Here is a 26611-nt window from a genome sequence, read left to right as displayed (position 1 = left end):
TTGCGGGCGCAATCCGGATGCCCGAGCCACCCTTCACGGGAGGGGTACTGATCACTTTTCTTTGCATAAGCTAGCAATACCCGAGGCCGCCGAAGGCAACCGGGGTGAAGTGCATGCAAAGAAGAGGTGAATGTGGTGTATCGCAAGCTATTTTCAGTGACCGGCAGACCGCGCCAGCTCGATGGTGGCGCGCTGTTCGGCACCACGCCGCGGCGCACCTGGAGCGAGTGGTTGAGCCCTGACAGTGACAATCAGGTCGAGATGGCTTCGCGTGTCCTGCTGGTGCAACAGGACGGGGTGAATATCCTGGTCATGGCGGGCGCCGAGGCGTTGCTGGCACCGTTGCCGCCATCCTGCCGCTGTCAGCGACCAGCTCCTGGCCTGCTCGACAGCCTGGCGCGGCTGGGGGTGGCAGAAGGGCAGATACACGCCGTGGTGCTCACGCACCTGCATGCGATGCTTGCGCCAGACGTACGTCGGGCGGTCAACGATGGTGACTGCCCGCGACTGTTGTTCCCGGCCGCCCGTTACCTGGTTGGCCGCCAGCACTGGATCCGCGCCAACCAACCGCACCCGCGGGACCGAACCCTGTTTGTTGCGCAGATCATCAGCCAATTGCAAAGCAGCGGACGTTTGCGTCTGCTGGACGAGCACGCCGACGACGTGTTGGGCGACGGCTGGCGTTTTCATCTCAGCGACGGCTACACCCCGGGGCAATTGTTGCCGGAAATCCGCATGCCTGGTGGTCCGCTGATTTTCGCCGGTGACCTGGTGCCTGCCATGCAGTGGCTCACCCTTGATCTGACCACGGCCTTCGACCGCAATCCGGAATGCCTGATTGATGAAAAAGAACGCCTGCTCGACCACCTGGTGGCTATCGGTGGACGACTGTTTCTGCCCCGCGACCCCAGTGTTGCGCTGATCAAGGTCAGTCGTGACCGGCAATCGCGTTATCAACCTTTTGACCAGCAAGCCGTCCTGCATCGCCTGGACAGTTGAAACAACCCACTCAACAGGAGTGCTCCATGAAAGTAATGGCTGCAGTAAAGCGCGTGGTCGATTACAACGTCAAAGTCCGCGTCAAGGCGGACGGCACTGGCGTTGACCTCGCTAACGTGAAAATGGCGCTCAACCCCTTCTGCGAAATTGCCGTGGAAGAGGCGGTACGTCTCAAGGAACAAGGGATTGCCACTGAAGTGGTGGTGGTGACGGTTGGCCCGGCCACTGCCCAGGAGCAACTGCGTACCGCGCTGGCACTGGGTGCCGACCGTGCCATCCTGGTCGAATCCGCCGAAGAGCTGAGTTCGCTGGCCGTGGCCAAGCTGCTCAAGGCTGTGGTCGACAAAGAGCAGCCGCAGCTGGTGATCCTTGGCAAGCAAGCGATCGACAGCGACAACAACCAGACCGGCCAGATGCTGGCGGCCTTGAGCGGCTTCGCTCAAGGCACCTTCGCCTCCAAGGTTGAAGTGGCTGGCGACAAGGTCCAGGTTACCCGTGAAATCGACGGCGGCCTGCAGACCGTTGCGCTGAACCTGCCCGCGATCGTCACCACCGATCTGCGTCTGAACGAGCCGCGCTACGCGTCGCTGCCGAACATCATGAAGGCCAAGAAAAAGCCGCTGGAAACCGTTACGCCAGATGCACTGGGCGTTTCCACTGCCTCCACCAACAGACTCCTGAACGTCGAAGCGCCCGCTGCACGCAGCGCGGGTATCAAGGTCAAGTCGGTGGCTGAACTGGTCGAGAAACTGAAGAACGAGGCGAAGGTAATCTGATGACTATTCTGGTAATTGCCGAACACACCAACACCCAGCTTGCCGCCGCGACGTTGAACACGGTCGCTGCGGCGCAACAGATTGGCGGTGAGATTCATGTGCTGGTCGCCGGTGTTGATCTCGAAGGCGCCGTGGCTGCGGCGCAAGGCATCGAGGGCATCAGCAAGGTACTGGTGGCCAACGCTGCGGCCTATGCTCACCAACTGCCGGAGAATGTCGCGCCGTTGGTGGCCAGCCTGGTCATCGATCAGAGTGTGATCTACAGCCACATCCTTGCTCCGGCCACGGCCAACGGCAAGAACATCCTGCCACGCGTCGCTGCGCTGCTGGACGTTGACCAGATCTCCGAGATCATTTCGGTGGAATCGGCGGACACCTTCAAGCGTCCGATCTATGCCGGTAACGCCATTGCCACGGTGCAGTCGAACGCTGCCGTCAAGGTTATCACTGTGCGTGCCACCGGCTTTGACGCCGTTGCCGCTGTGGGTGGTTCGGCTGCGGTCGAAGCCGTCGCTGCCGCGCATAATGCAGGCATTTCGCTGTTCGTCGGGGAGCAGCTGGCCAAGTCCGATCGGCCGGAACTGACTGCCGCCAAGATTGTTGTCTCGGGCGGGCGTGGTATGCAGAACGGTGACAATTTCAAACATTTGTACAGTCTGGCTGACAAGCTTGGTGCTGGTGTCGGGGCATCCCGCGCTGCGGTCGACGCCGGTTTTGTTGCCAACGATATGCAGGTGGGGCAGACGGGCAAGATCGTTGCGCCGCAGCTGTATATCGCCGTTGGTATTTCCGGGGCGATTCAGCACCTGGCCGGTATGAAGGATTCGAAAGTGATTGTTGCGATCAACAAGGATGAGGAAGCGCCGATCTTTCAAGTGGCTGATTACGGTCTGGTGGCGGATCTGTTTGAGGCTGTTCCGGAGCTGGAGCAACAGCTTTGATGCACCTGGGACGGTGGAGTTTCGGGGGCTGAGATTTTTGGGTTGGGTTGGTGGGGCTGCTAGCTTATCCATTTTGTGTGGCGATGCTGCCGGCCCCTTCCGCCTTTACGGCGGGTCCCTTTTGTCTTGGCAAAAGGAACCAAAACCGCTCGCTCCTGCATCCGGGCCTACGCTGCGCTCCGGGTCCCTTCGCTCCGGCACCTTCCGGGGCCACGCGGCCTACGACTTGCTTCGCCAAGTCTACGGCTCGCGCTCTTCGGCTACGCCGAAGGTGCTACGCACTGGCCCCTACAGGCACCTCCACTCAGCCTCCTGAAGTCGCAGTCCGCGGCGCCTGAAATTGCGTGCATGAAGATCAAGATCAAGATCAGGAGTGAGAGCAAGTCGGTACTTACTTTGCTAGCGGGCTTGTCCCGCGAGGGAGCCCGGAGCGCAGTGCAGGGCTTTATTTGGGTGTTCAGTTGATGTCTGATAGATAAGAGATGGGACTTGCGCAGTTGACGGTTCAACAGGATTCAGCCCTGGCAAGGATTGGCTCTTGCCAGAGCGTAGACATCTTTAATGCTACTCGTATGTGGTTTTGAAGGTGCCGTTCGTGGGACTGGTATAGCTTGCTTCTGCAGCGACCAAATCGATTTCATTAGATTTCGGAGTGAACTTGTACGTCCATTTTCCATCGTCAGTTGATGCAGGCTTGGCATCCTGAAGTTCTTTGTTCAGCCATAGAAGAATCCTGCAGTTTTTCGTTGCCGTGCCATAGATGGTGAAAGGTGGGGTGAACCCTGTATTGGTCTCACCGACTTTCAGCTCTTTGTTACTGCTGTCCACGATCTTCGAGATACTGACCGACATGTTTGCTCTCCCAAAAGAAATATTGACTGCGTCGTCATAATATTCCCCAGCAATATCGAAACAACTGGCATAAATATCAGTTGACAGATCTTGTTGTCCGGGAACAGGCGTATGTAGGTGGCCGCATCGTTTTTCTCAGCAGAGGTGTTGTCTGGCACGTTTTGCTCTGCTCGGGCGAAAGTGGATGAGCGGACGCAGTTCTACAACCACTTGCTGGCACCTGGGAAGGCCAAGAAAGTCGCTTTGGTTGTCTGCATGATAAAGCTGCTGACGATCTTGAATGCCATGATCCGCGACGAGAAAAATTTCGCTGAAATGGTTAGAAGTTCGACACGGTTGCTCGCTATGGCATCGGCTTGCCGCCGCCAAGATCTGATTTCGAAGATGCGCCAGCACAGGCGCCTCCACTCAGCCTCCTGAAGTCGCAGTCCGCGGCGCCTGAACTTACGTGCATGAAGATCAAGATCAAGATCAAGAGCGAGAGCAAGCCGTTACCGGCTTTACGCGGGCTTGTCCCGCGTTGGCATCAGCCTGGCTCCGCCAGAATCAGATTTCGAAGATACGTCAGTGCAGGCGCCACCCGTAACTTTGCGACTTCAGGAGGCTGAGCGTAGGTGTCTGGAGGGGGCTGGTGCGCAGCACCCTTCGGCCTTAGCCGAAGTTCGCGAGCCGTAGACTTGGCGAAGCAAGTCGTAGGCCGCGATGCCCCTGGAGGGCACCGTAGCGAAGGAACCCGAAGCGCAGCGTAGGGCCGGATGCAGGAGCAGGCGGCTTTGCCTACTTTCCCCAAGAGGAAAGTAGGCCGCCGTAAAGGCGGAAGGGGCCGGCAGCGCCACCACACAAAATGGATAAGCTCACAGACTCGGCTAATGGGGCGAGAAAATCCGTTGCACGCCGACGCCATCCAACACTGCATCGATCAATGCACGCGCCGCCTCGATGTGCTGACCCGCGCCGCACACCAGGGAGCGGTCGTTGAGCGTGAGGTGATCGACCGCATCGCTGACTGTAGCCTCGGCGCATTGCAGCAGATGGCACGCATGCAGCAGTGCTTCTTCGGCGGAAATACCGGCACGGACAGCGAACATGCGATTGGTACCGAACGGGGTGTTGGCGGTGGTGGCGTTGGAAAGGTCGAGACTGGGAGGATCGGGGACGAGTTTTTTCATGGTTGACCCCAAGTTATGAAGCAACCACACCTCGCTGCTAAACGAAGGGTGGCAGCTGTACGCGGGTTAGCAGACCGGTAACTCGAGAAACCCGGCGCACCCGAAGGTGCCCCACGTACAACCGCCATAAAGCGTTGTGCCGTCGACATCGAGTATTGAGCCGGACTGCTAAATCCGATCGCTGGATTTTCCAACGACGGCAGCAGCCTAGGTCCATGAAGGCCCCGGCACAACAGAGCAACGGCGCCGGGAGTATGATTCAGAACGATCTGACAGAAAACACCTACAATCTCGCGATTTGTCGATGCTGGTTGTGGGGGTGTTCTTGTGGGCGCTATCGCGGGGCAAGCCCGCTCCCACCGGTTACCTCAAATCCCGGTGGGAGCGGGCTTGCCCCGCGATGCTTTCAGACATTAAGCCAGCGCCTTGCCCTCGGGTGCCAAGCGCGCAGCGGGTATGGCGATCAACAGCAACAGCGTGCCCAACACCAGCAGCACCGCGATCAGGTCAAAGGCCAGGTACAGGCTGCCGGTAGCGGTTTTCACCGCGCCGACCGCGGTCTGGCTGAGGACGCCGGCGATGTTACCAAGGCTGCTGATAATGGCGATCCCACCCGCGGCACCGGACCTGCTCAGCAGGGCGGGCGGAATGGTCCAGAACAGCGGCATCGCCGCCAGCGCCGCCGCAGCGCCCAGGCTCACCAACAGCATCGACAGCACTGCGTGACCCTCGGCCAGGTCAAGCAGCCAAAAGCTCGCAGCCGCCGTCAACAAGGCCAGGCTCAGGTGCCAACGGCGCTCCATGTGCCGGTCTGAGCTACGACCGAGAATGTACATGGCGCACAACGCCGTCATGAACGGCAGGCTGGTCGCCAGGCCAATATGCTGCAAGTCCTGCAGACCAAAACCCTGCACCAATGTCGGCAACCAGTAGGAGACAGTATTGGAGGCGCTGTAGATGCAAAAGCACACCAGCCCGGCCGCATACAGCAGCGGATCACGCAATGCACCGACGAATCCGCTGCTCGCTGCACTAGGGCGTGATTCGCCCGCCAGGGCGGTGTGGATCTGCTGCTTTTGTTCATCGTCCAGCCAGCGCGCCTGTTCGGGCCGGTCAGTCAGCCAGAAACGCCCGATCACTCCGAGCAATACGGCGGGAAGGCCGGTCAGCACAAACAGCACTTGCCAGTCACGCAGCCCCAGCCAGCCATGCAGGTGCGCCATGATGGTGCCGGACAAGGGGCCACAGATCATGCCGGCGACCATGCCGGCCATGAAAAACGAGGCGGTGATGCGGCCGCGTATCGCGGCGGGAAACCAGTAGGTGAGGTAAAGAATCAGACCCGGAAAAAAGCCCGCCTCGGCGACACCCAGCAAGAAGCGCGCGACGACCAGTTGGCCGGGGCTGGTGACAAAGGCCGTGGCCACGGTGATCAGGCCCCAAAGGATCATGATCCGCGTGAGCGTGGCACGCGCGCCGACACGCTGCATGTACAGGTTGCTCGGCACCTCGAAGAGGATGTAGCCCAGGTAGAAAACCCCGGCGCCGATGCCATAGGCGGCATCGGTAAGGAGGATGTCTTCGGCCATGCGCAGTTTGGCGAACGACAGGTTCAGACGGTCGATGGCGTTGATGATGAAGGCCAGCATCAGATAAGGCATCAGACGCCAGATCACTTTGGAGTAGGTGCGTTTCAGCTCGGCTGTAGCGACGGAAGTCGCCGGGAAGGAGGGTATGGCGTCGCTCATTGAAGCGCTCCTGGGTTGCCCGATTATTGTTGTAGTGGCGCCGCGGTGGGCTGTTCAGGCGAGTATAAGGAGGTGTTGCCAGGGCCTTGTTCCGGATTCGGTGATGCGCTCAACTCATTGGAATACAAGAGAAATAACTTGAGGAAAGTGGTCGTCGGCAGGCGGGCTCCGGGTTTGGCGACGACCACGATGTACATACCGCTTTGCTGCTTAGAAGACCTGCTGGTAAATGGCGTGAATGTCGTCCACGGTCAACTCGCGCGGGTTGTTGCCGAGCAGGCGGGTTTGCAGGCTTGCCTCCTTTGCCAGGATCTCCAGGTCATCCTCGCTGACGCCCACGTCGCGCAGGCGCGTTGGCAGTCCCAACCGAGCCGGCAAGGCCTGCAGATGGGCGATCAACGCCATCGCCCGTTCAAGGATTGCACCACGGCCATGGGGCATCAGAATGTCTGCCAGCTCGGCGTATAGCGGCGCTGCGGCTTCCAGGTTGAAGCGCATCACCGGCGCCAGCACCAGCGAATTGGACAGGCCGTGAGGCACATGAAAGCGTGCGCCCAACGGATAGGCCAGGGCATGCACAGCAGCGACCGGGGCATTGGCGAAGGCCATGCCGGCAAGGCAGGCGCCGAGCAGCATGTTCTCGCGCGCTTGCGCATCGGCGCCGTTGTCACACACCCGCTCCAGGTTGTCGCCCAGCAGGCGCAGCGCCTCGCGGGCCAGGCAGTCGGAAATAGGGTTCTTCAAGTGCCTGGAGGTATAGGACTCGATGGCGTGGACCATCGAATCGATGCCGGTGGCGGCGGTCACGGCCTTGGGCAGTCCCAGGGTCAGGTCGGCGTCGAGCAAGGCAATATCCGGCAGCAGGGCAGGAGAGATGACCACATTCTTCTGGCCCTCGCCGGTGGTGATCACCGATACGGCGGTGACTTCGGAGCCGGTGCCGGCGGTGGTCGGCACCAGAATCAGCGGCAAGCGGCGGCCGTTGGTGCGTTCGATACCGTAGATGTCGGCCAGCGATTCTTCACTGCGGGCCAGCAATGCGGTCAGTTTGGCCGCATCCAGCGAGCTGCCGCCGCCAAAGCCGATCACGCAATCGGCGCTGCATTGCCAGGCTGCTTGCACCGCGTCGAGGATCACCGATTCCGGCGGGTCGGCCTGCACTTCGCTGAACACCTGCAGGGCAATGCCCTTTTCAGCGAAGCTTTTTTGCACCGGGGCCAGCAGGCCGGTAGCCAATACCCCTGAGTCGGTGACCAGCAGCACGGAGCGGTGACCCATGGTCTGGACCTGTTCGGCCAGGCGGGCAGCGGCGCCGCGTTCGATGATGATGGAGCGGGTGGTGTTGAACAGCAGGCGGCGCGTCATGGTGTGGTGTTCCCCGTTGATAGTCCGTTGGACCGGTGGCGTCCCGTGAGGTCAGGAGTCAACAGAGTAGGGAGGCAATGACGCACAGCCCCCCTCCCTTGACGGGGGGGCAAGTCGCCAGCCGCAGCCTTGCCTGCCAGGCGTAACTGCTTTGCCTCGTGCACGTCTGACCATGGCAGACCCGGAATAACCCGCTCCGGTTATCGGAAGTAATCAGGAAAATACATATAAAACAGCAAGTTACGTTAATTTTTCGAGTTGCTGAATCCGGAAATGATTTCGCCCTCAAGCCCCCTAAACTGGGCCTGCCAAACAGGCCGTTGCCGCGTAACGGTCAGGGCGCGATCGAGTGAATTCCAGGAGACTGTCCCTTGAAAAAAACAACAGAAGAACAGGTCGAGCTGCTGCTCAGCGACCCGGCAGCCCTGGTCGGGCACAGCTTGCAGGACTGGAAGCAAATGCCTGTTGAGCAGATTGATGAGTTGCAACTGGCAGGTCTGAAACGCCGCTTCGGCGAAATGCGCGAGCGTATTGCCGTACTGAAAAAACTGGCAGACGCCGAAGGCATCGAGCACATCGAACAGCTGGACGACGTAGTGCCTCTGTTGTTCGAGCACACCCTGTTCAAGTCGTACCCGCCATCGCTGCTGGAAAAGAACAATTTCACCGCCATCAACAAATGGCTGGGCAAGCTGGTGATACCGGCATTGGCGGAAAAAATTGCGGCCGTTGACGTCAGCGCCTGTACAGGCCTGGACGACTGGTTCGAAACCATGGATGCGCAAATCCCGGAGTTGTGCCTGAGCCACACCTCTGGCACCTCCGGTACGCTTTCGTTTCTGCCCTGCAGCGCCCGCGAGTTTGAAAAAGCCTCCGAAGTACGCAAGCTCTACGCCTGGAACATGAGCGGGCCGGACACCCCGAACCCGGACCTGCATACCGCCTACCCGTACTACCGCAAGGGCTATCTCAGCCATCTGCGCGGCATGGGCTCGCTGGCGCGCGTGCTGCTGCCGGATCTGTCGCATTTCCACCCGGCTTATCCCTCCACCCTGTCCAGCGATGTACTGCGCCTGGGCGCCAGGCTGCGTGCCGCGCACAATAACGGCACCCTGGATCGCCTGGTGGTAGCGCCAGAGCTGCTGGCCAAGAAAAAGGCCTTCGATCAGCAGCAGGCCGAGATGCCACAGCATCTGGCGGCGTTTTTCGATGACATCGCCAGCCGCCTCAGAGGCAAGCGCGTGTACATCGGCGGCACCTGGAACCTGTTGCACAACATGGCCAAGGCCGGTTTGGAGCGTGGCCTGGAATCTGTCTTTGATCCCGACTCCTACATCATCACCACCGGTGGCGCCAAAGGTGTGGTGCCGCCGCAGAACTGGCGCGAAGAAGTCATGCGCTTTACCGGGGTGAAGATGTTGCATGAGTCCTATGCCATGTCGGAGGTGGTCAGCGGCTCGCACCTCAAATGCGAGCAAGGCAACTACCACTTCTCGCATACCGCGATCCCTTTTCTGCTCGACCCCGAGACCAGCAAACCGCTGCCGCGCCACGGGCGCCAGACCGGGCGTGCGGCGTTCTTCGATCTGGGTGCCGACATCCATTGGGGCGGTTTCATCACCGGCGACGAAGTCACCATCGAATGGGATGCACCCTGCAGCTGTGGACGCCACAGTCGCTATGTCGTCGGGGCGATCCAGCGTTACAGCGAAAAGAACGGCGGCGACGACAAGATCACCTGCGCGGCTTCCGAACAATCCCATCGTGAAGCGATGGATTTCCTCAATACCCTGGAGGGCTGAGTCATGACCCACCCCATTGCACCGATGATCATTCGTGGTCAAGTGATCACCGACAACCTGATTGAAGTGGGTGGCCGCGGCGGTGACCTGAGCTTCCTCACCCCCGATGCCAACAAGTACATCGACCAGCTGCCGCTGGGCAACCCGGCGAAGCTGGCGGATCTGTACAGCTTGAGTTTCGAGGACATTCTCGATTATGCCGTGGCGCTCGGCGAACGCCTGGCTCTGGACAAAAACCAGTACCTGCAGGAAGCCTGCGAGCTGTCGTACCTGACCGCGCCGACCACCCCGAGCATCGTCAAGGGCTCCTACATGGGCCTGCAGCACCTGCTGTCGCGTGAGTTGATCAGGGAGATGTCCGAAAGTACCGTCGGTATCAACTACCTGGAAGGCTGGGTGCCGCAAACCCTGCTCGACGGCACTCAACTTGAAGTGCGCTGCTTCGGTGCGCGCACCCTGCACATCGTCGCCGGCAACGCGGTGTCGTTGTCGCTGTGGACCATCATCCGCAACATGGTCCTGCGCAGCGATGCGATCATCAAGGCACCGTCCAATGACCCGTTCACCGCACTGGCCATCGCCCGTACCATGGTTGACATGGCCCCGGACCATCCGCTGACCAAACACCTGAGTGTCGCCTACTGGAAAGGTGGCGACGAGGCGTTCGAGCAGCGCCTGTACCAGCCGCAGAACCTCGAGAAAATTGTCGCCTGGGGTGGTTTTGCTTCGATGAAGCATGTCACTCGCTACATCCAGCCCGGCCTGGAACTGATCTCTCTGGACCCCAAACGCAGCGCCAGCATCATCGGCAAAGACACTTTCGACAGCGAGGCGAACATGCGCGAAGCTGCCGTGCGTCTGGCGGCCGATATCGGCGCGATCAATCAGAAAGGCTGTGTCTGCGCACGCGTGGTGTACGTGCAGAGCGGCACGGATGAGCAAGGGCTGGAGCGCCTTAACGTCTTTGGCCAGTACGTCTACGAGGCCATGCTCGGTTTGCCCAACACCCTCAGTACCACGCCCAAGCGTTATGACCAGGGCCTGAAAGCGCATGTCGATGCGCTGCGCCTGGATGACGAGTGGTACAAGGTCATTGGCGGCAAGGCCGGCGAGGGCGCAATCATCTGCTCGCAGCTACCCGAGCCGGTGTCGTTTGCCGCCAGCCTCGATGATCGTACCGCCAACCTGGTGCCGGTCGATGACTTGAGCGAAATGATGAACGCGGTCGATGCCTACACCCAGACCGTCGGTGTCTATCCGGAAAGCATCAAGGACCAGCTCAAGGACGTATTGCCGCTCTACGGTGCGCAACGCATCGTCTCGCTGGGCTATGCCGCGGCGATGAAATTTGCCGCACCCCAGGACTCCATCGAGCCGATGCGGCGCATGGGTAAGTGGATCTCCAACCAGATCGCTGCGCCGGAAACCAGCGCCGCACCCTGGCTGCGCCCGTCGATCTCGTAAATACACCGACCTATCCCGTTGTGGGAGCGGGCTTGCCCCGCGATAGCGATCTTCCTGTCACATCGCATCGCGGGGCAAGCCCGCTCCCACCGGCCAATAACTGGAGAAACCACCATGACCACTTGTATCGGCTACGGCGTCCATGAAGCCAACGTGCCGCTTGAACCTGTGCGTTTCGAGCGTCGGGTGCTGCGTGAGGACGATGTCGCCATCGACATCGACTACTGCGGCGTCTGTCATTCCGACATGCACTACGTGCACAACGACTGGAACAGCACGCGTTTTCCCTGTGTACCAGGCCATGAGATTGTCGGCCGGGTCACCGCCGTGGGTAGCGCCGTCAGCCATTACCGTGCTGGCGATCTTGTTGCGGTCGGTTGCCTGGTCGACAGCTGCCAGCAGTGTGCGGCCTGCGAGGACCACCAGGAGCCGCATTGCACCCATGGCATGACCCCGACCTATAACGGCCTGGACCGCATCAGCGGCGAAGTGACCCGCGGTGGCTACGCCCAGCACATCGTCGTGCGCGAGCAGTTTGTGCTGCGTGTGCCGCCGGCGCTGGACCCGCGCTTTACCGGCCCGCTGCTGTGCGCAGGCATCACTGTGTGGACGCCAATGCGCGCGCACGGCGTAAAGGCCGGTACGCGTCTGGCGGTCATCGGCCTGGGCGGCCTGGGCCACATGGCCGTCAAGCTCGGTGTTGCGCTCGGCGCCGAGGTTACGGTAATCACTACTTCGCCCGGCAAGGCTGATGATGCCCGCGCACTCGGCGCCCATCATGTGCTGTTGTCCGGCGAGCCGCAGGCGATGAAAGCGGCGGCCAGCAGTTTTGACCTGGTGCTCGATACCATCCCGCGCAGCCACAACGTCAACCCTTACCTGATGCTGTTGGCCCGTAACGGCACGCTGGTGCTGGTGGGGGCGCTGGAGCCGCTGGAGCCCATTCATGGTGCATTGCTGGCGGTCAACAACCGCTCGATTGCCGGCTCGTTGATCGGTGGCCTGCAACAGACCCAGGAACTGCTGGACTTCTGCGCCGAGCACCAGGTGCTGCCGAGCTGCGAGATGATCGAGATTCAGGACATCAATCAGGCCTTCACGCGCATGCACAACAATGATGTGAAGTACCGTTTCGTGATCGACATGGCGTCGCTCAAATCCGTCGATACCCAGGACGCGGGGGAGAGCTCAAGGTAAAAAAACTGTACAGCTGCGCAGCCTTCTCTCGGGGGGCTACGCATTGGTTCTGGCGGCGCATACACGCAAAGACTCCGTACTATCGCCGCCTTGAACGATGCCACTCACACCATTGCCTGTCGCCCCCTCACCACCTGACCCTGACCCCGAGGTTGCCGATCACCCCGTTCAAATCATTGTCATCGACATCGCTGCTGTAGTCGGCGCTGACGAACAGGGCCACTTTGGGAGTAACGCGCGCCACCAGGCCCAGGCCCAGTTCGACGGTGGTGGAGTTACGCCCGCTGCTGATCTTGTCGACCTTGTCCAGGCTGACGGTGTCGGCGTTGGAAAAGTCGTGCCAGACGTTGGTACGCAGGAAGGGTTCGATGGGCATGCCGCGCACGTTGTAGCGCGCAGACAATTTGGCACCGACCCGGCCGGTCCAGTTTGGCTGTTGGTCGAAGGCTTGCTGGGTGTCGGTCTGGGTCTGGCTGCCGGGGAAGTACTGTTGGTTGATCAATTGCGCTTGCGGTTCGATCGTCCAGTTGGCGCCCAGGCTGATCGGGAAGCCACCTTCGACCGACAAGGTCAGCGCATGACCATCACCATCCAGTCGCTGGCCGTTTTCGCTGCGGCCGTTGACGTCGAAACGGGTACCCATGGCCACCGCATCCACATGCCAGCCCTGTTCGTGGGTCATGCTCCAGTACATGCCCAGGCTTTCACCTTCGAGGTTGACGTTGGATTTTTTGTCGCCAACCTGGGGTTTACGCATGCCATCGAAGCCACTTTGCAGGCTGCTGTGACCGACGAAAAAGCCGGCACGGTGAGTATTGCCACTGCTGGTTTCTCGGATAAACAGGTCCGGGCTGATCTGCAGGCTTTGGTTGTTCAGTTCCAGGCGCGAGGGCGCCGGTGCACCGTTTCTGATGGGGGTCGGAAAGAAGGGGGCCCACTGGCTGGCGATCGTGTCGGAGGCTGTCGGCGCGTTGCGCTCGGCCAGGCGCTCGGAGAACGCACTGAGGGTGGTCAGGCCCAAGCCACTGGCACCGACTGGCGTCAGCGATAGCGCCGGCAAAGTCTGCACCTGCGCTTGCACCAGGGTGTTGTACGGGTCGTTATCCTCCAGGCCCAACGCATGGGTTTCCAACGGGGTTGCAAGAAGCAGCGACGTGGAAACCGCGTAGAAAACATACTCAAAGCCAGGAGGATTCAGAGTTTTCTTCATGGCGGATCTCCTCTGTTGTAACAGCCAAGGATTCTGGCCTGATGTCACGGGCTGTAAGGCAAAACCAGAGGGCGACCCAAACCAGCAAGACCGGTCTCTTTCGCGCGCTGAAAGGCGCGAGCTAGAGGCCCGGAAAGGAGTCTTGCGATGCTGCATTACATGTAGCTAAGGAGAGGAGCGGGCGGGCGTCAAGAATGTGTTAAACAACACTTGTCAAGCTATTGGGTAGGCCAATTTGCTGAAATTAAACAATTATTTACATTCGATAGTCGTGATGGCGATTTCAGCCAAATTGGCTATGCCGAATCATTGCTAAAGCTGCACTTCAACAGCCAGCGGCAGATGATCGGACAGATGACTCCAGGGCTTGTTACCCAGGATCCGTGGCGCATGACTGTTGGCGTTGCGCAGGTAGATACGATCCAGGCGCAGCAACGGCAAGCGTGCCGGGTAGGTCCGCGCCAGCAGGCCGTGATGACGCTCGAATGCTTCATGCAGACCCCGGTGCAGGCCCAGGGTGCGGTTGCCGTGCAGTTTCCAGTCATTGAAGTCGCCGGCAATGATCACCGGGGCCTCAGCGGGCAGTGAGTCGAGCAAGCGGCGCAGTAACTGCAACTGCTTCTGCCGATGGCTTTCTAGTAGTGACAGGTGCACGCAGACGGCGTGCACGTGAGGCTGGCCAGGCACATCCAGCACGCAGTGAAGCAGGCCGCGGCGCTCGGGGCCGGTGATCGAGACGTCGAGGTTGCGGTGTTCGATGATCGGGTACTTGGACAACAGGGCATTGCCGTGGTGGCCATTGGGGTACACGGCATTGCGCCCATAGGCAAAGTCGGTCCACATGCTGTCGGCGAGGAACTCGTACTGCGAGGTTTGCGGCCAACCGGTGTGGCGGTCGTGGCTGCCGAGCACTTCCTGGAGAAACACGATGTCGGCCTGGGTGCTGCGCACTGCCTCGCGCAACTCGGGGAGGATATAGCGGCGGTTGAAGGCGGTGAAACCCTTATGGGTGTTGACGGTCAGTACCTGCAGCCGGCGCACGGCCGGCGCCGTCTGGGTGCTGGCAAGGAGAGTGGGGTCCGGTTCGAGTTTCACGGTTGCTCCTGATGACCAAGCCTACTGCATGGGACCGAACCTGAAGACGTCAGTTCCCGCTGTTCAACTGTCGTCTTCGGGTTGCAGCTCCAGCAGTACCAGCGAACGTCCCTGCACCTGCAACGGGCTGTCGAAGCCATGCCATTCACCCTTGCGCAATTGTGGCCGATCGGTATCGATCAGGCAGTTCCAGTGTTGCCCTTCAGGTACCTGTGGCAGGGTGAAGGTCAGCGTGTCGTGATGGGCATTGACGATCAACAACAAGGTGGCATCCGCCCCCGGACGCTGGATACCGCTGACCTGGGCGCGACCATCCATCAACATGCCCAGGCAACGGCCCTGGTTGTCATGCCATTGCTCGACACTCATCTCGCTGGCGTCTGGCGCAAGCCAGGTGACGTCCTTGACCCCGATCGCCTCATTGTAGTCGCCGACCAGAAAGCGTGAGCGGCGCAACACCGGGTAGGCCAGACGCAGTTTGGTCAGGCGTTTGACGAACTTGAGCAGCGCCGCGCCCTCGTCATCCAGCTGCCAGTTGACCCAACCGATTTCACTGTCCTGGCAGTAGGCGTTGTTATTGCCGTGCTGGGTGCGGCTGAACTCGTCGCCGGCGACGATCATCGGCGTGCCCTGGGCCAGCAGCAAGGTGGCAAAGAAGTTGCGCATCTGGCGCAGGCGCAGGGCGTTGATCTCGGGATCATCGGTGGGCCCTTCGACGCCGTGGTTCCAGGAAATATTGTGGTTGCTGCCGTCCTCGTTGTTTTCGTCGTTGTCTTCGTTGTGCTTGTCGTTGTACGAGACCAGATCGCGCAGGGTGAAGCCATCATGAGCGGTGACGAAATTGACCGAGGCATAGGGTCGCCGCCCGCGACGGTTGAACAGTTCGCCAGACGCGGTCATGCGCGCGGCGAAGTCGGCCAGCTGGCCTTCATCACCTTTCCAGAAGGCGCGCACGGTGTCGCGGAAGCGGTCGTTCCACTCGGCCCAGCCGGGGGCGAAATTGCCCACCTGATAGCCGCCGGGGCCGCAGTCCCACGGCTCGGCAATCAGCTTGACCTGGCTGAGCAGCGGGTCCTGGCGACAGGCCACAAGGAAGCTGTGACGCTCGTCGAAGCCTTCGTGGTAACGGCCAAGGATGGTTGCCAGGTCGAAGCGAAACCCGTCCACATGCATCTCGCCGGCCCAATAGCGCAGCGAGTCGGTGACCAGTTGCAGTACGCAGGGGTGGCTCAGGTCCAGGGTGTTGCCGGTGCCCGAATCGTTGATGTAAAAGCGTTTGTCGTCGGGCCTGAGCCGATAGTAGGAGGCATTGTCGATGCCGCGCATGGACAGGGTCGGGCCCAGTTCATTGCCCTCGGCGGTGTGGTTGTAGACCACATCGAGAATCACCTCCAGGCCGGCATTGTGCAGGTGCGCGACCATCTCCTTGAACTCGGCGATCTTGCCGTTGGCCAGGTAGCGCGGATGGGGGGCGAAGAAGGCGATGCTGTTGTAGCCCCAGTAGTTGTTCAGGCCTTTTTGCAGCAAGTGCTGGTCGTTGACGAAGGCATGGATCGGCAACAGCTCGATGGACGACACCCCCAGCTGTTTTATGTGTTCGAGCAACTCGTCGCACATCAGCCCGGCAAAGGTGCCGCGGTTACTTTCCGGCACTGCCGGATGGCGCATGCTGATGCCGCGCACATGGGCTTCATAGAGGATGGTACGGTCCCAGGGGACGCCGACACGCTGGTCGCGGCCCCAGGTGTAGGCCGGGTCGATGACCTTGCACTTGGGCACGAACGGAGCACTGTCGCGCTCATCGAAACTGAGGTCGCCATCGGCGTGGCCAATGGTGTAGCCGAACAGCGCTTCGGACCATTTCAGACTGCCCACCAGTTGTTTGGCGTAAGGGTCGATCAGCAGCTTGTTGGGGTTGAAACGGTGACCGTTCTGCGGCTCGTAGGGGCCGTGAACGCGGTAGCCGTAGATCTGTCCGGGGTGGGCATCGGGCAGGTAACCGTGGAAAATTTCGTCGGTGTATTCCGGGAGCTCGATGCGTTCGAGTTCAACCTCGCCGCTGGCGTCGAACAGGCACAGCTCGACCTTGGTGGCATGGGCGGAGAACAGCGCGAAGTTGACCCCCAGGCCGTCCCAGGTGGCGCCCAGCGGGAAGGGCAGGCCTTCACGGATTCGCGAGGGTTCGACGACAGGGACGGGCTTTTTCATGGGGCTCCTTGAACGGTCTGGTCATTCGCGGGGCAAGCCCGCTCCCACCAGTTCTCGTTGGGAGCGGGCTTGCCCCGCGAAAAGGATCATGCAACCGGCGGTTTTTTCGTCGTCCGCGGTTTTTTCACCGCAGCCGGTTTGCTCGGCGGTGACGCCGGAGCAGCCGGTTTGGCCCTGGCCTTGCGCGGCGTCGCCTTGGGCGCCAGGGCTTCGGCTTCGGCGAGTTTGCGTGCCATTTCCCAGTGCCGGGACTCCTGGCCTTCGGGCTTACCTTCCGATTCCCAGATCTGGTAGGCGAACTCTCGAACACGTTTTTCTTCGATACTCATCTCGACGCTCCTGAGGGTTTAGGCATGATCAATCAACAGGTTGACCGGGAACTCCTTGAGTGCAGCGCTGAGTAACAGCTCCTTTGAGGCTGTGACTACGCTGCTGGCAAAAAGTCCCGAGCAATGGGCAGGTGACAAGGCGAACGGCAACAGCAGCCGGGTATCTTCCCAGTGCTGCGCTGCAATCAACGGAACCGGGGTATCACCAAGCAAGCCACAGGCCAGGCGCGGCACAATCACGATCGCTCGCGCAGCGTCACCGATCCGGGCGAAGGCCAGCACCTGGGCGGCGTGTCTACCCTGCACCTGCAGTGGCAGATAGCGGCCCTGGCTGAACAGTTCGGGGTACTGCTGGCGCCGTTCCAGCACCTGGCTGATCAGCGCCTGTTTGATTCGGCCGTTGCGCCAATCCTGGAGCAGCTGCGCCGTGTTGGTGCTGTCGTCCAGCGCCTGGCGCCGGGCAGCAAAGTCCACGGCGCGACGGTTGTCCGGATCGACCAGGCTCAGGTCCCAGAACTCATTGCCCTGGTACAGGTCGGGCACCCCGGGGACGGTCATGCGCAGCAAGCATTGGGCGAGGCCGTTCAGGGCCCCGGCGCAGGCGATCGATTGCGCTGCCTGGGCCAGGGAATGGCGCAGTTGCTGGCATTGCGGGTCTTGCAGCAGGCCATGGGTGAAGGCCAGGCACGCGTGTTCGTAGGCTTCGTTCGGCACGCTCCAGCTGCTGCGTAGTTTGGCTTCGCGCAGGGCCTTGCGTTGCCATTGCAACAGTCGCTCGGCATAGGCCTGTAGCGCCAGCGGATCGCTTTCGTTCAGGTCCAGGGGCCAGCTGCCCAGCAAGGTCTGGTACAGCAGCCATTCATCACCCGCGCTCGGCGCCACGCCATCGGCCAGGGTGCTGCGCAGCGGCGCGGCCAGTTCACGCCAGTGCTCGACCCGGCTGACGAACCAGCGGCTGCGTTCGCTCAACACCGCCAGGCGCGCGCGGTTGTCTTCACCACGCTTGTGATCGTGGGTGGCGGTACACAGCAGGTTGTGCGGGAACTGTTGCAGGCGCTGCTCACAGGCCTGGTGAAAGGCTTCGTGCGGTGCGCTGAACTGCTCGGCATCGAAGCCTACGTCATTGCGCGAAAGCAGTAACGCCGAGCGGTAGAAGGCGGTGTCTTCGACGGCTTTGGCGGCCGTCGGTGCGGTCAGCTGCTGAAAGCGGATGCAGGCATGGCGCAAGTGTTTGCGCGACGGGCCGGGTGGCAGGCTACGCCAGGGTTGGCCGCCGAGCCAGCGCTGCAGGGCATCGAGCACTGGCCAGTCGCCTTCGCTGAGGTTCTGCCGGGCCGCCGCCATGGCGTGGTTGAAGAACGGCAGATCTTCGACGCTGCGTCCGCCAGCATGCAGGTAAGTGCGGTACACCGGGTAATGCTCGACCAGCGCCTGCAGCGCCCGGCGAATCGCGCCCAGGGTCAGGTCGCGGCTCATCAGGTCGTCGCGAGCGACCTGCAACAACGCCTGAGCAACCGATTCGAAATCTCCGGCGAGGCTAGTGCTGAGCACCTGCTGGCGGGCCAGGCGTAGTTCTTCGGCAAAGGCTGGGCGCTCACTCAAGGCACTCCAGGCTTCGTTGAGGATGTCTTCGCCCTCCGGGTCATGCTGCAACAGGCTGACCTGGTTCATGAACTCATAGCCGGTGGTGCCATCCACCCCCCAGTCACGGTGCAATTGCTCGTTGGCGCCGAGAATCTTCTCGACGTAGATCGGCAGGTGTTCCAGCGCCGCATTCAGCGGGCGCTGAGCCACCAGGGTATCGACGCGCCGACGCAATTTGCGGCAATAACCACGTGGATCTGCCAGGCCGTCGATATGATCGATGCGCAGGCCATCGACCAGGCCGGTGCGGATCAGCTCGAAAATCTTCTGGTGAGTGGCTTCGAACACCTCGTTACGCTCGACCCGCAGGCCGGCCAGCTCGTTGATGTCGAAAAAGCGCCGCCAGTTGATGTCATCGGCGGCGGTACGCCAGCTGGCCAGGCGATAGGCCTGCTGTTCGAGCAGACGGTGCAGGCGCTCGAAGCCTGTCGCTGTGCGCCCGTCAAAGGCATCGAGCAGGCTGCCGAGCGAAACCTTTGCGGCCAGCGCCTGCAATTGCTGTTGCAGCAAGGCGGCCTTGTCGGCGGCCTGAGTATCGCTGTGCAAAGCCTCAAAGTGTTTGCCCAGGGCGTGCACTGCAGGGTGCTCGCTCAGGCAGAGGATCTGTCCGTAATCGGCCGGACAGACAGGAAAGCGCTGCTCATGGTGACGGATGTGGAAGCTGCCATCGCTGGCCTGGAAGCACAACGGGATGTCGCCGGCCTGCAAGGCTGCGCCGTAGTCACTGGCGAGAAACGGCAGCAGCAGCTGGCCTTCGAGCAAGGGATCGCTGGAGTGCCACTGGATATCGAAGAATGTGCTGTAGCGGCTGCGCCGGCCCCAGCTCAGCAGGTCTTGCCACCAGGGGTTGTCGCTGCCAACCGCCATGTGGTTGGAGACGATGTCGAGGATCAGGCCCATGCCATGCAGGCGCAACGCCGCCACCAGTCTGATCAGTGCCGCTTCGCCACCGAGTGCCGGGCTGACGCGGGTCGGGTCGATCACGTCGTAGCCATGCAGCGAACCAGGCCGCGCACTGAGCAGTGGGGAGGCGTACAGGTGGCTGATGCCCAACCGGGCGAAGTAGGGCACCAGCGCCAGCGCGTCATCGAGGGTGAAGCCGGCATGAAACTGCAGGCGCAGCGTGGCATTCAGGCTGTTCAACGGTCGCGCTCCCAGGCCTGCTCACGGGCCTGGGCCAGCAGCTCCAGGCGCCTCGCGGCATCGGTATCGTCCAGCAGTGTGGTGACCGGCAGGGAAAAGCGTCGGCGCCAGTTGGGATGGCCGTCGATGGTGCCGGGCAGGTTGGGTTGTTCGTCGATGCCCAGCAAATCTTCCAGCGGTATCAACACCAGGGGCGCGCGGGTATGTCCCAGGTAACGGACGCAGGCGTCGATCAGGCTGTCAGGGTCGGGTTGTACTGCGTAATTGTGCTCAAGGGCCTGTTGCAAACCCTGACGCTCCTGCTGGCGGAGGTCGCGCCAGTGCCGTTCGCTGGTGGCGTCGACCAGCGCCAGACGTTGGTTCCAGTCGATGTCCCGGGCCTGCAGCCAGCCGGCCAGAGGCGGCAGGTCATGGGTGCTGGAGGTGGCCAGGGCGTTATCGGGCCAGTCGAGGATAGGTTTGAAATGGCCGGGGCGCTCTTGCTCGAATTGCAGTACGCGCATGCCGAGAATCGCCCGTTGGGCGAGTTTTTCCCGTAGCCCTTCGGGTACGGTGCCGAGGTCTTCACCCAGCACGATGGCTCGGTGGCGCACGGACTCCAGGCACAGCAAGCGCAACAGGTCGTCCAGTGGATAGTTCAGGTAAGCGCCTTCGCTGGCATGCGCGCCTTGGGGAACCAGCCACAGACGCTGCAGGCCCATGACATGGTCGATGCGCAAGCCGCCGGCATGGGCAAAATTGGCCCGTAGCATTTCAATGAAGGCGCGATAGCCATTGCGCCGCAAGCCCTCGGGTGAAAAGGCGCAGATACCCCAGTTCTGCCCCGCGCGGTTGAGGGCATCGGCGGGGGCACCGACATTGAGCCCGGCCAGCAGTTCATCCTGACGGCTCCAGGCCTGGCTGCCGGCGCCGTCGGCACCAACCGCCAGGTCCGCGATCAGGCCGATGGCCATGCCATGGCTGCGGGCGGCGTCCTGAGCACGTTGCAGACTGCGTTCGATCATCCATTGGCAGAAGGCATGAAACTGGATCTGCTGTGCATTCTGTTCGGCAAAAACGCGCACTTCGGGGCTGTGTGGGTCGTGCCAGGCAGCGGGCCATTGCCGCCAGTCCTGGCTTATCTCGTCGGCCTGGGTTTGTTCCTGCAGGGCTTCAAAACAGCAGTGTTGCTCCAGAGCCTTGCCGGCCTGTTTGCAGTAACTGTCAAAGTCGGCTCGTTGCGGGTGGTCGCCGTCGATGAAGTCTTCAAACAGCAGGCGCAGCAGTTGGTAGCGTGCAGCCGCAGCCGTGGGCCAGTCGATCAAGGGTTGCTGTTCGAGCTGCTGGAGTTGTTCCTCCAGCCCCAGGGTCTCGATCGCCATACGCACGGCACGCTCACCCAGCAGGGCGGCAGGGCTGGCGTACACGCTGTTGAGCCACAGGCGGCTGGACGGCGAATACGGGCTGTAGCGCCGGGTATCGCTGGCGAACATGGCGTGCAGCGGGCTGATGGCCAAGGCATCGGCGCCACGCTCGGCGGCGCTGCGGGCCAGTTGTTCCAGCGCCAGACAGTCGCCGAAACCGCCATCACCGGTACGGCGCAGGCTGTAGAGCTGGGCGCTGATGCCCCAGCAGCGGGGTGTCGGGGTGTTCAGGGCGTCCTGCAGGCTGAAGCAGCGTGTCGGGGCGATGGCGAGGGTGAAGTGCCAGTCGCCGATCTCTACGCGGTGATAACCGATCGGTAGCCCGGCGGGGAACGCACTGTGGTCGTCCAGTTGCAGTTGTAGCTCGGTGCCGTCTTCTTGCTGCACCCGGCACGGGCTGGCTGCGGGAAAATAAGCCGACAGGTCCAGCGCCTGTTCCACATCGACGGTAAACAGTGGCGGCAAGTGCCGGGCATCATGGGCAACCTTGAGTGCGTGCAGGCTGGCGCTGATCTGTTGGGCATCGTCGGCCGGATGCCCCAGCCCGGCCAGGACCTGGCGCAAGGCAGTATCACTGACACGTTGCGCGCGGCCGTTGGTATCAATCCAGTCCACGGTGATACCCGCCAGTTCGGCCAGTTGCTGCAGAAGTGCATCAGTCATGGGCAGGCTCCGGCGTAAGGGGGGGAAGCAGGCTGACGAGGGCGGAATAAGCGCCCAGTCGATTGCGCTCCAGAGGGGCGTCTGTACAGAAGTAGAGGTGTGTCGAGGCTTCGGGCAGCTTGCAAGGCACGGCGCTCGCAGCGAGATTCAGGTCGATGCGCAGCTCGCGGCCGTCGGGCAGACGCCAGCGGGCGGTCAGTGCCTTGTCGGCAATCACCTCGGCGCCCAGTGCACGGCAGCCGGGCAGTTGTGCAGTGATGTGCTGGTGGCGCAGGTGCAACAGCTGTTGGTAGAACGCCTGCCAGGCTGAGTGTGGGTCGTCGGGTACCTGCGGGCGCGAGTCGACGTAGGTGGTCAGGGCGTTAGGGTCGGGGATTGCCACCCTTTGCCCGGCGTCGGCGTAGGCCTTGAACCCGGCAAACTCGGCGCGGCGTCCTTCGCGCACGGCATCGGCCAGGGCATCGTGGTGGTCGGTAAAGAACAGGAACGGCTGCTCGCTGCCCCATTCTTCGCCCATGAACAGCAGCGGGATCATCGGGGACAGCAACAGCAGGGTGGTGGCGGCGCGCAGTGCCTGGGGCGGGCAGAGCCGGGTCAGGCGTTCGCCCCGGGCACGGTTGCCGACCTGATCGTGGTTCTGCAGGAACAGGACGAACGCGCTGGGTGGCAGGTGGGCGCTGGGTTCGCCACGGGGACGGCCATTGCGGTCAGGCTCACCCTGAAAGACGAACCCCTGGCTCAGGCACCTGGCGAGTTTGTGCACGGCCGCCTGGCTGTAGTCGGCATAGTAGGCTTCATCTTCGCCGGTCAGCAGCACATGCAAGGCGTTGTGGCCGTCATCGTTCCACTGTCCGTCGAACGCGCCTTCGAGCAGGCTGGCCTGGTTGTGCTCATTTTCAATTGTCAGCCAGACGTGTCTACCCGCCGCGATGGTCCGACGCACACGCTGGCTGAATGTATGGAGAAAATCCGCATCATCAATGGCGTGCACCGCATCCAGGCGCAAGCCGTCGAAGCGATAGTCGTGCAGCCACATCAATGCATTTTCGATAAAGAAGTCACGCACCTGGCGGCGACGAAAGTCGATGGCGGCGCCCCAAGGGATACTCCGCTCCTGATGAAAGAACGCGCTTGCATAGTGATGGAGGTAATTGCCGTCCGGGCCGAAGTGGTTGTAGACCACGTCCAGCAGCACCATCAGCCCATGCCCATGGGCCTGGTCGATCAACTGGCAGAGTTGCTCCGGTGTGCCGTAACTGTGTTGCGGGGCGAAAGGCAGCACGCCGTCATAGCCCCAATTGCGGTTACCGGGGAACTGGCCAAGGGGCATCAGTTCGATGGCCGTCACACCGAGTGCCGCCAGCCGTGGCAACTGTTCGATCACCTGGGCATAGCCACCCATGAGGCCGACGTGGACTTCGTAGATCACCGCTTGATGCCAGGGCCGGCCTTGCCAATGGCGGTGCTGCCACGGGTAGGCAGCATGATCGACGACCTGGCTGGGGCCGTGCACGCCTTCTGGTTGAAAGCGCGACGCCGGGTCGGCCACCTGCAGTTCGCCGTCAATGCAATAGCGATAGCGACTGCCAGACGTCGCCAGCAACCGCCCGCGGAACCAGCCATCGGCCCCGCGCTGCAACGGCACGCGCCGGTCGGGCAGCAGGCAGACCTCAACGCTGTGGGCATCGGGTGCCCACAGCGCGAAGCGCACGGTGTTGCTGTCGAGCATCACGGCCCCGTGGGTCGCGAATTGATCTGACCTCAAGGGCATACCTGCCACCTCGTGCTCAGCGACCTGTCACCTGCGCCCGCTCGACCAGTTCCTCGTACAACCGCGCATAGGGTTCCACCGCCTGGCACCAGTTGAACGGCTGGGTCATGGCCAGGCAGCGCATGGCGCCCAGCAGGTCCTTCTTGCCGTACACATAGAAGGCCCGGCTGAGCGCTTCGCGGTAGCTTTCGACCGTGGACTCGTCGAACAGAAAGCCGGTGACACCGTTTTCAATGGTGTCGGCCAGGCCACCGGTGTTGCGCGCGACCGGCAGCGAGCCGAAGCGTTGCGCATACATCTGGCTCAGGCCACAAGGCTCGTAGCGCGACGGCATCAGCAGAAAATCGCTGCCGGCGAACATGCGCCGGGCATCGGTCTCGTTAAAGCCGATACGCACGCCGATCTGGCCGGGGTGACGCAGGGCCAGTTCGCGCATGGCCTGTTCTTCTTCCGGTTCGCCACGCCCGATGATCGCGATCTGGCCACCCTGGCTGACGATGTAGTCGGCCACCCCCAGCGTCAGGTCCAGGCCTTTCTGGTAGACCAGGCGGGAGACCACGGCAAACAGCGGCCCGGAGGAAGGTTTGAGCTCGAACAGCTCGCGCACCTGGCGGGTGTTGACCGCCTTGCCGTCCCAGTCATTGAGGCTGAAGGGGTGAGCCAGGTGCGGGTCGCTGGCCGAATCCCAGCTTTCGTCGATGCCGTTGGGGATGCCACTGAGCAGGCCTTGTTGCGCCTTGCTGCCGAGAAAACCGTCAAGACCGCAGCCGAAGGCCGGGGTGGTGATTTCCCGGGCGTAGGTGGCACTGACCGTGGTGATATGGCTGGAGTAGGCAAGACCGGCCTTGAGGAATGACAGCTTGCCGTAGAACTCCATGCCTTCCTGCTGCAGGGCATGGGCGGGAATCGCCAGTTCCGGGCAGCAGGCGCGGCTGACCACGCCTTGATAAGCCAGGTTGTGAATGGTGAACAGGGTAGGGGTTTGCAGGCCGCGCCAGTGCATGTAGGCCGGGGCCAGGCCTGCGGGCCAGTCGTGAGCATGGACCAGGTCAGGCTTCCAGTGCACCATGCCTTCACCGGCAGCGATCTCGGCTGCGGCCAAGCCCAGGCGGGCGAAGCGAATGTGATTGTCCGGCCAGTCACGACCGTTGTTGGCACCATAGGGAGTGCCTTCGCGTTGATACAGTTCCGGGCAGATCAGCACATAGATGACCAGGCCGTCGGCCAGGTCCATGCGCCCGATCTTGCACGGCGGCAATGCCGCATGACCGCCCAGCTCACCGACCAGGTGAATGGGGTTTTCGCTTTCCAGTACCTGCGGGTAACCGGGGATCAACACGCGTACATCATGCAGATGACGCATCGCTCGCGGCAGGGCTGCGGATACGTCGCCCAGGCCGCCGGTCTTGACCAGGTCGGCGATTTCCGAAGTGACGAACAAGACTTTGCGCTTGTTCGGATTGTGCCGGGAATCGGCGCCGGGTGCCTTGGCTGTCGTGTTGAAGTCCGTGCTCACAGGCGCACGGTTGTCCGGGGTGAAATGCTCTACATGAGGTTCGACAGCGGCACTGATCATACTTCTCTCCGTCCCTATGTGGCGGGTGTGGGCACCCGTTATTGTGTGTCTGCTAAGCGTCTCTCTGTGTGTGGAAACAACCTTGCGATCCATGCCCGTAAACCTTGCGCGCAAGCGCTACGCAATGCGGCGATCCAGCCGACGGCGTGGTGAAGCGAAATGGGGTATTTAGGCTTCGCCCGGATGTCCGGAAACGTAGGCCTCATAACTTGCTGACCTACTGCGATTTCAGAAAGTTCGACTTATTTCTGTCGTATTTTCCGGACAATCTCGTGGCCGAATACTGAGTGTAGGAGAGATAGTGTGAAATATGTGACCCGCTGGTCACTTTACTTTCGCTCAGTGCCATACCGTACAATCGCCGGGCTGTCTCGGCGCGTGCCGGGCGGCACTTTTTGATTAGCCTTGAGGATGACAATGGACGTCGAACAGATCCTGGTGCTGCAAGCCAGCTACAGCAACCCGATGCATGCCGAGGCAATTGGCCTGGTGCTCGACCACTATGCGCGTGACCCCATGGGCGGCGGCCAACCACTCGACCCACAACTGCTTGCGCAATTACCGCAAGAGCTGGCCAGGCGGCCGCATGCGTTCAGCGTCCTGGCCTTTGTCGATGGCCAGCCAGCGGGGTTGGTGAACTGCTTCGAAGGATTCTCGACCTTTGCCTGCCGACCGCTGGTGAACATCCATGACGTGTCGGTGGTGCCCGCACATCGCGGTAAGGGCCTGAGTCACAAGATGCTGGCCAAGGTCGAGGAGATCGCCCGCCAGCGTGGCTGCTGCAAACTGACGCTGGAAGTGCTCGAAGGCAACCCGGCGGCTCAGGGCAGCTACCGGGGATTTGGTTTCGAGCACGCCTGTTTCGATCCAGCCTATGGCGCCATGCAGTTCTGGAGCAAAGCGCTATAGACAGTCGTACAGATTGCTCAGGCGTGGGTAGCCGGGTTGTCCGCTTGGGCTTGTTGCAATTGCTGGCTCAGTTGAGCCACTTGCTGCTGGAGGCGGTCGCGTTCTTCGCGCAAGCGGCGCAATTCATCCCGGTGTACCGTCACATAGAGGGTCTGGGGCGGCATTTTCGGTAGAAGGGTGGCCATTGCATACCTCGCGAAGGGCTGGTCGTTGTTACAAGCGTAGCCGCTCGGTCGGGCGCGATTCTGAATTCTTTTTACCGTGTTGGGAACTTTTTTGTTTCGCGCTGTCTTGCCGCTTGTCGTTGAACCAGGCAGACGCAGGCTGGACTAACCTTGAAGGCCTGA

General features: G+C 61.6%; 21 protein-coding genes. 8 read left to right on the top strand and 13 right to left on the bottom strand.

The window, feature by feature from the left end:
• The first annotated feature begins 135 nt into the window (after positions 1-135).
• From ACVI9W_RS02025 to ACVI9W_RS02015, 3 genes are read left to right on the top strand one after another with little or no spacing between them, the layout of a single operon-like run.
• Complete coding sequence (locus ACVI9W_RS02025; protein WP_461529020.1) at positions 136-999, top strand: MBL fold metallo-hydrolase; 864 nt, start codon at positions 136-138, stop codon at positions 997-999.
• Between the two features lie 26 nt (positions 1000-1025).
• Positions 1026-1775 carry an electron transfer flavoprotein subunit beta/FixA family protein gene (locus ACVI9W_RS02020; protein ID WP_157193022.1) on the top strand — a complete coding sequence of 250 codons (750 nt, stop codon included), beginning with the start codon at positions 1026-1028 and terminating at the stop codon, positions 1773-1775.
• Positions 1775-2716, top strand: a complete 942-nt coding sequence (locus tag ACVI9W_RS02015) for an electron transfer flavoprotein subunit alpha/FixB family protein (protein WP_461529019.1) — start codon at positions 1775-1777, stop codon at positions 2714-2716. The genes ACVI9W_RS02020 and ACVI9W_RS02015 overlap by 1 nt, the downstream gene beginning before the upstream one ends.
• 564 nt (positions 2717-3280) lie before the next feature.
• Here the strand turns inward: ACVI9W_RS02015 and ACVI9W_RS02010 are convergent.
• A complete protein-coding gene (locus tag ACVI9W_RS02010; RefSeq protein ID WP_461529018.1) occupies positions 3281-3568 on the bottom strand; it encodes a hypothetical protein in 288 nt (95 codons plus the stop codon).
• Positions 3569-3685: 117 nt separating this feature from the next.
• Between ACVI9W_RS02010 and ACVI9W_RS02005 the strand changes: the two genes are divergently transcribed.
• Positions 3686-3988, top strand: coding sequence for a hypothetical protein (locus ACVI9W_RS02005; RefSeq protein ID WP_461529017.1), 303 nt, complete (start codon positions 3686-3688; stop codon positions 3986-3988).
• A gap of 446 nt (positions 3989-4434) precedes the next feature.
• Here the strand turns inward: ACVI9W_RS02005 and ACVI9W_RS02000 are convergent, their stop codons facing one another.
• The 3 genes from ACVI9W_RS02000 to ACVI9W_RS01990 form a co-directional block, all read right to left on the bottom strand.
• The gene (locus ACVI9W_RS02000) at positions 4435-4737 is read right to left on the bottom strand and encodes a DUF6124 family protein (protein WP_461529016.1); all 303 of its coding nucleotides are present in this window, start codon (positions 4735-4737) and stop codon (positions 4435-4437) included.
• Positions 4738-5150: 413 nt separating this feature from the next.
• A complete protein-coding gene (locus ACVI9W_RS01995; protein ID WP_461529015.1) occupies positions 5151-6485 on the bottom strand; it encodes an MFS transporter in 1335 nt (444 codons plus the stop codon).
• Between the two features lie 210 nt (positions 6486-6695).
• Positions 6696-7850, bottom strand: coding sequence for an iron-containing alcohol dehydrogenase (locus tag ACVI9W_RS01990; protein ID WP_461529014.1), 1155 nt, complete (start codon positions 7848-7850; stop codon positions 6696-6698).
• A 371-nt stretch (positions 7851-8221) separates the two neighbouring features.
• Between ACVI9W_RS01990 and ACVI9W_RS01985 the strand changes: the two genes are divergently transcribed.
• The 3 genes from ACVI9W_RS01985 (at position 8222) to ACVI9W_RS01975 (ending at position 12313) form a co-directional block, all read left to right on the top strand.
• On the top strand, positions 8222-9652 hold the full coding sequence (locus tag ACVI9W_RS01985) for a hypothetical protein (RefSeq protein ID WP_461529013.1): 1431 nt from the start codon (positions 8222-8224) through the stop codon (positions 9650-9652).
• A 3-nt stretch (positions 9653-9655) separates the two neighbouring features.
• The gene (locus ACVI9W_RS01980; protein ID WP_461529012.1) at positions 9656-11116 is read left to right on the top strand and encodes an acyl-CoA reductase; all 1461 of its coding nucleotides are present in this window, start codon (positions 9656-9658) and stop codon (positions 11114-11116) included.
• A gap of 114 nt (positions 11117-11230) precedes the next feature.
• On the top strand, positions 11231-12313 hold the full coding sequence (locus ACVI9W_RS01975; protein WP_461529011.1) for an NAD(P)-dependent alcohol dehydrogenase: 1083 nt from the start codon (positions 11231-11233) through the stop codon (positions 12311-12313).
• A gap of 127 nt (positions 12314-12440) precedes the next feature.
• On the opposite strand, the gene ACVI9W_RS01970 is transcribed toward ACVI9W_RS01975, so the two are convergent.
• From ACVI9W_RS01970 to glgA, 8 genes are all read right to left on the bottom strand, one after another.
• A complete protein-coding gene (locus ACVI9W_RS01970) occupies positions 12441-13523 on the bottom strand; it encodes an autotransporter domain-containing protein (RefSeq protein ID WP_461529010.1) in 1083 nt (360 codons plus the stop codon).
• Positions 13524-13835: 312 nt separating this feature from the next.
• Entirely contained in the window at positions 13836-14618 is a 783-nt protein-coding gene (locus tag ACVI9W_RS01965) for an endonuclease/exonuclease/phosphatase family protein (protein WP_461529009.1), read from the bottom strand.
• A 63-nt stretch (positions 14619-14681) separates the two neighbouring features.
• Positions 14682-16826 carry a glycogen debranching protein GlgX gene (glgX, locus tag ACVI9W_RS01960; RefSeq protein ID WP_461529008.1) on the bottom strand — a complete coding sequence of 715 codons (2145 nt, stop codon included), beginning with the start codon at positions 16824-16826 and terminating at the stop codon, positions 14682-14684.
• 86 nt (positions 16827-16912) lie between these two features.
• Entirely contained in the window at positions 16913-17155 is a 243-nt protein-coding gene (locus tag ACVI9W_RS01955; RefSeq protein ID WP_422418823.1) for a DUF2934 domain-containing protein, read from the bottom strand.
• A gap of 18 nt (positions 17156-17173) precedes the next feature.
• The gene (locus ACVI9W_RS01950; RefSeq protein ID WP_461529007.1) at positions 17174-19942 is read right to left on the bottom strand and encodes a malto-oligosyltrehalose synthase; all 2769 of its coding nucleotides are present in this window, start codon (positions 19940-19942) and stop codon (positions 17174-17176) included.
• Entirely contained in the window at positions 19939-22008 is a 2070-nt protein-coding gene (gene malQ / locus ACVI9W_RS01945) for a 4-alpha-glucanotransferase (protein WP_461529006.1), read from the bottom strand. The genes ACVI9W_RS01950 and malQ overlap by 4 nt, the downstream gene beginning before the upstream one ends.
• A complete protein-coding gene (gene treZ / locus ACVI9W_RS01940) occupies positions 22001-23779 on the bottom strand; it encodes a malto-oligosyltrehalose trehalohydrolase (RefSeq protein ID WP_461529005.1) in 1779 nt (592 codons plus the stop codon). Before treZ ends, malQ begins: the two co-directional genes overlap by 8 nt.
• 16 nt (positions 23780-23795) lie before the next feature.
• Positions 23796-25355: a glycogen synthase GlgA gene (glgA, locus tag ACVI9W_RS01935; RefSeq protein WP_461529004.1), complete on the bottom strand. Its 1560-nt coding sequence runs from the start codon at positions 25353-25355 to the stop codon at positions 23796-23798.
• A gap of 417 nt (positions 25356-25772) precedes the next feature.
• Between glgA and ACVI9W_RS01930 the strand changes: the two genes are divergently transcribed.
• Positions 25773-26264 carry a GNAT family N-acetyltransferase gene (locus tag ACVI9W_RS01930; RefSeq protein ID WP_342622473.1) on the top strand — a complete coding sequence of 164 codons (492 nt, stop codon included), beginning with the start codon at positions 25773-25775 and terminating at the stop codon, positions 26262-26264.
• A 17-nt stretch (positions 26265-26281) separates the two neighbouring features.
• Here ACVI9W_RS01930 and ACVI9W_RS01925 read toward each other — a convergent pair whose 3' ends face one another.
• Complete coding sequence (locus ACVI9W_RS01925; protein ID WP_461529003.1) at positions 26282-26449, bottom strand: DUF6026 family protein; 168 nt, start codon at positions 26447-26449, stop codon at positions 26282-26284.
• Positions 26450-26611: the final 162 nt, after the last annotated feature.

Source organism: Pseudomonas sp. 210_17 TE3656, from assembly GCF_054821965.1.
Note: the sequence above shows the minus strand (reverse complement) of the source record. Positions and strands in the feature narration are given on the sequence as shown.

What these genes read in the sequence shown, in the direction of transcription:
- glgA (WP_461529004.1), bottom strand. Translation starts at nt 25,355, where the DNA reads ATGATCAGTGCCGCTGTCGAACCTCATGTAGAGCATTTCACCCCGGAC.
- treZ (WP_461529005.1), bottom strand. Translation starts at nt 23,779, where the DNA reads ATGCCCTTGAGGTCAGATCAATTCGCGACCCACGGGGCCGTGATGCTC.
- ACVI9W_RS01970 (WP_461529010.1), bottom strand. Translation starts at nt 13,523, where the DNA reads ATGAAGAAAACTCTGAATCCTCCTGGCTTTGAGTATGTTTTCTACGCG.
- ACVI9W_RS01980 (WP_461529012.1), top strand. Translation starts at nt 9,656, where the DNA reads ATGACCCACCCCATTGCACCGATGATCATTCGTGGTCAAGTGATCACC.
- malQ (WP_461529006.1), bottom strand. Translation starts at nt 22,008, where the DNA reads ATGACTGATGCACTTCTGCAGCAACTGGCCGAACTGGCGGGTATCACC.
- ACVI9W_RS01925 (WP_461529003.1), bottom strand. Translation starts at nt 26,449, where the DNA reads ATGGCCACCCTTCTACCGAAAATGCCGCCCCAGACCCTCTATGTGACG.
- ACVI9W_RS02015 (WP_461529019.1), top strand. Translation starts at nt 1,775, where the DNA reads ATGACTATTCTGGTAATTGCCGAACACACCAACACCCAGCTTGCCGCC.
- ACVI9W_RS01990 (WP_461529014.1), bottom strand. Translation starts at nt 7,850, where the DNA reads ATGACGCGCCGCCTGCTGTTCAACACCACCCGCTCCATCATCATCGAA.
- ACVI9W_RS01975 (WP_461529011.1), top strand. Translation starts at nt 11,231, where the DNA reads ATGACCACTTGTATCGGCTACGGCGTCCATGAAGCCAACGTGCCGCTT.
- ACVI9W_RS02020 (WP_157193022.1), top strand. Translation starts at nt 1,026, where the DNA reads ATGAAAGTAATGGCTGCAGTAAAGCGCGTGGTCGATTACAACGTCAAA.
- ACVI9W_RS02000 (WP_461529016.1), bottom strand. Translation starts at nt 4,737, where the DNA reads ATGAAAAAACTCGTCCCCGATCCTCCCAGTCTCGACCTTTCCAACGCC.
- ACVI9W_RS01995 (WP_461529015.1), bottom strand. Translation starts at nt 6,485, where the DNA reads ATGAGCGACGCCATACCCTCCTTCCCGGCGACTTCCGTCGCTACAGCC.
- ACVI9W_RS01955 (WP_422418823.1), bottom strand. Translation starts at nt 17,155, where the DNA reads ATGAGTATCGAAGAAAAACGTGTTCGAGAGTTCGCCTACCAGATCTGG.
- ACVI9W_RS01930 (WP_342622473.1), top strand. Translation starts at nt 25,773, where the DNA reads ATGGACGTCGAACAGATCCTGGTGCTGCAAGCCAGCTACAGCAACCCG.
- ACVI9W_RS02010 (WP_461529018.1), bottom strand. Translation starts at nt 3,568, where the DNA reads ATGTCGGTCAGTATCTCGAAGATCGTGGACAGCAGTAACAAAGAGCTG.
- glgX (WP_461529008.1), bottom strand. Translation starts at nt 16,826, where the DNA reads ATGAAAAAGCCCGTCCCTGTCGTCGAACCCTCGCGAATCCGTGAAGGC.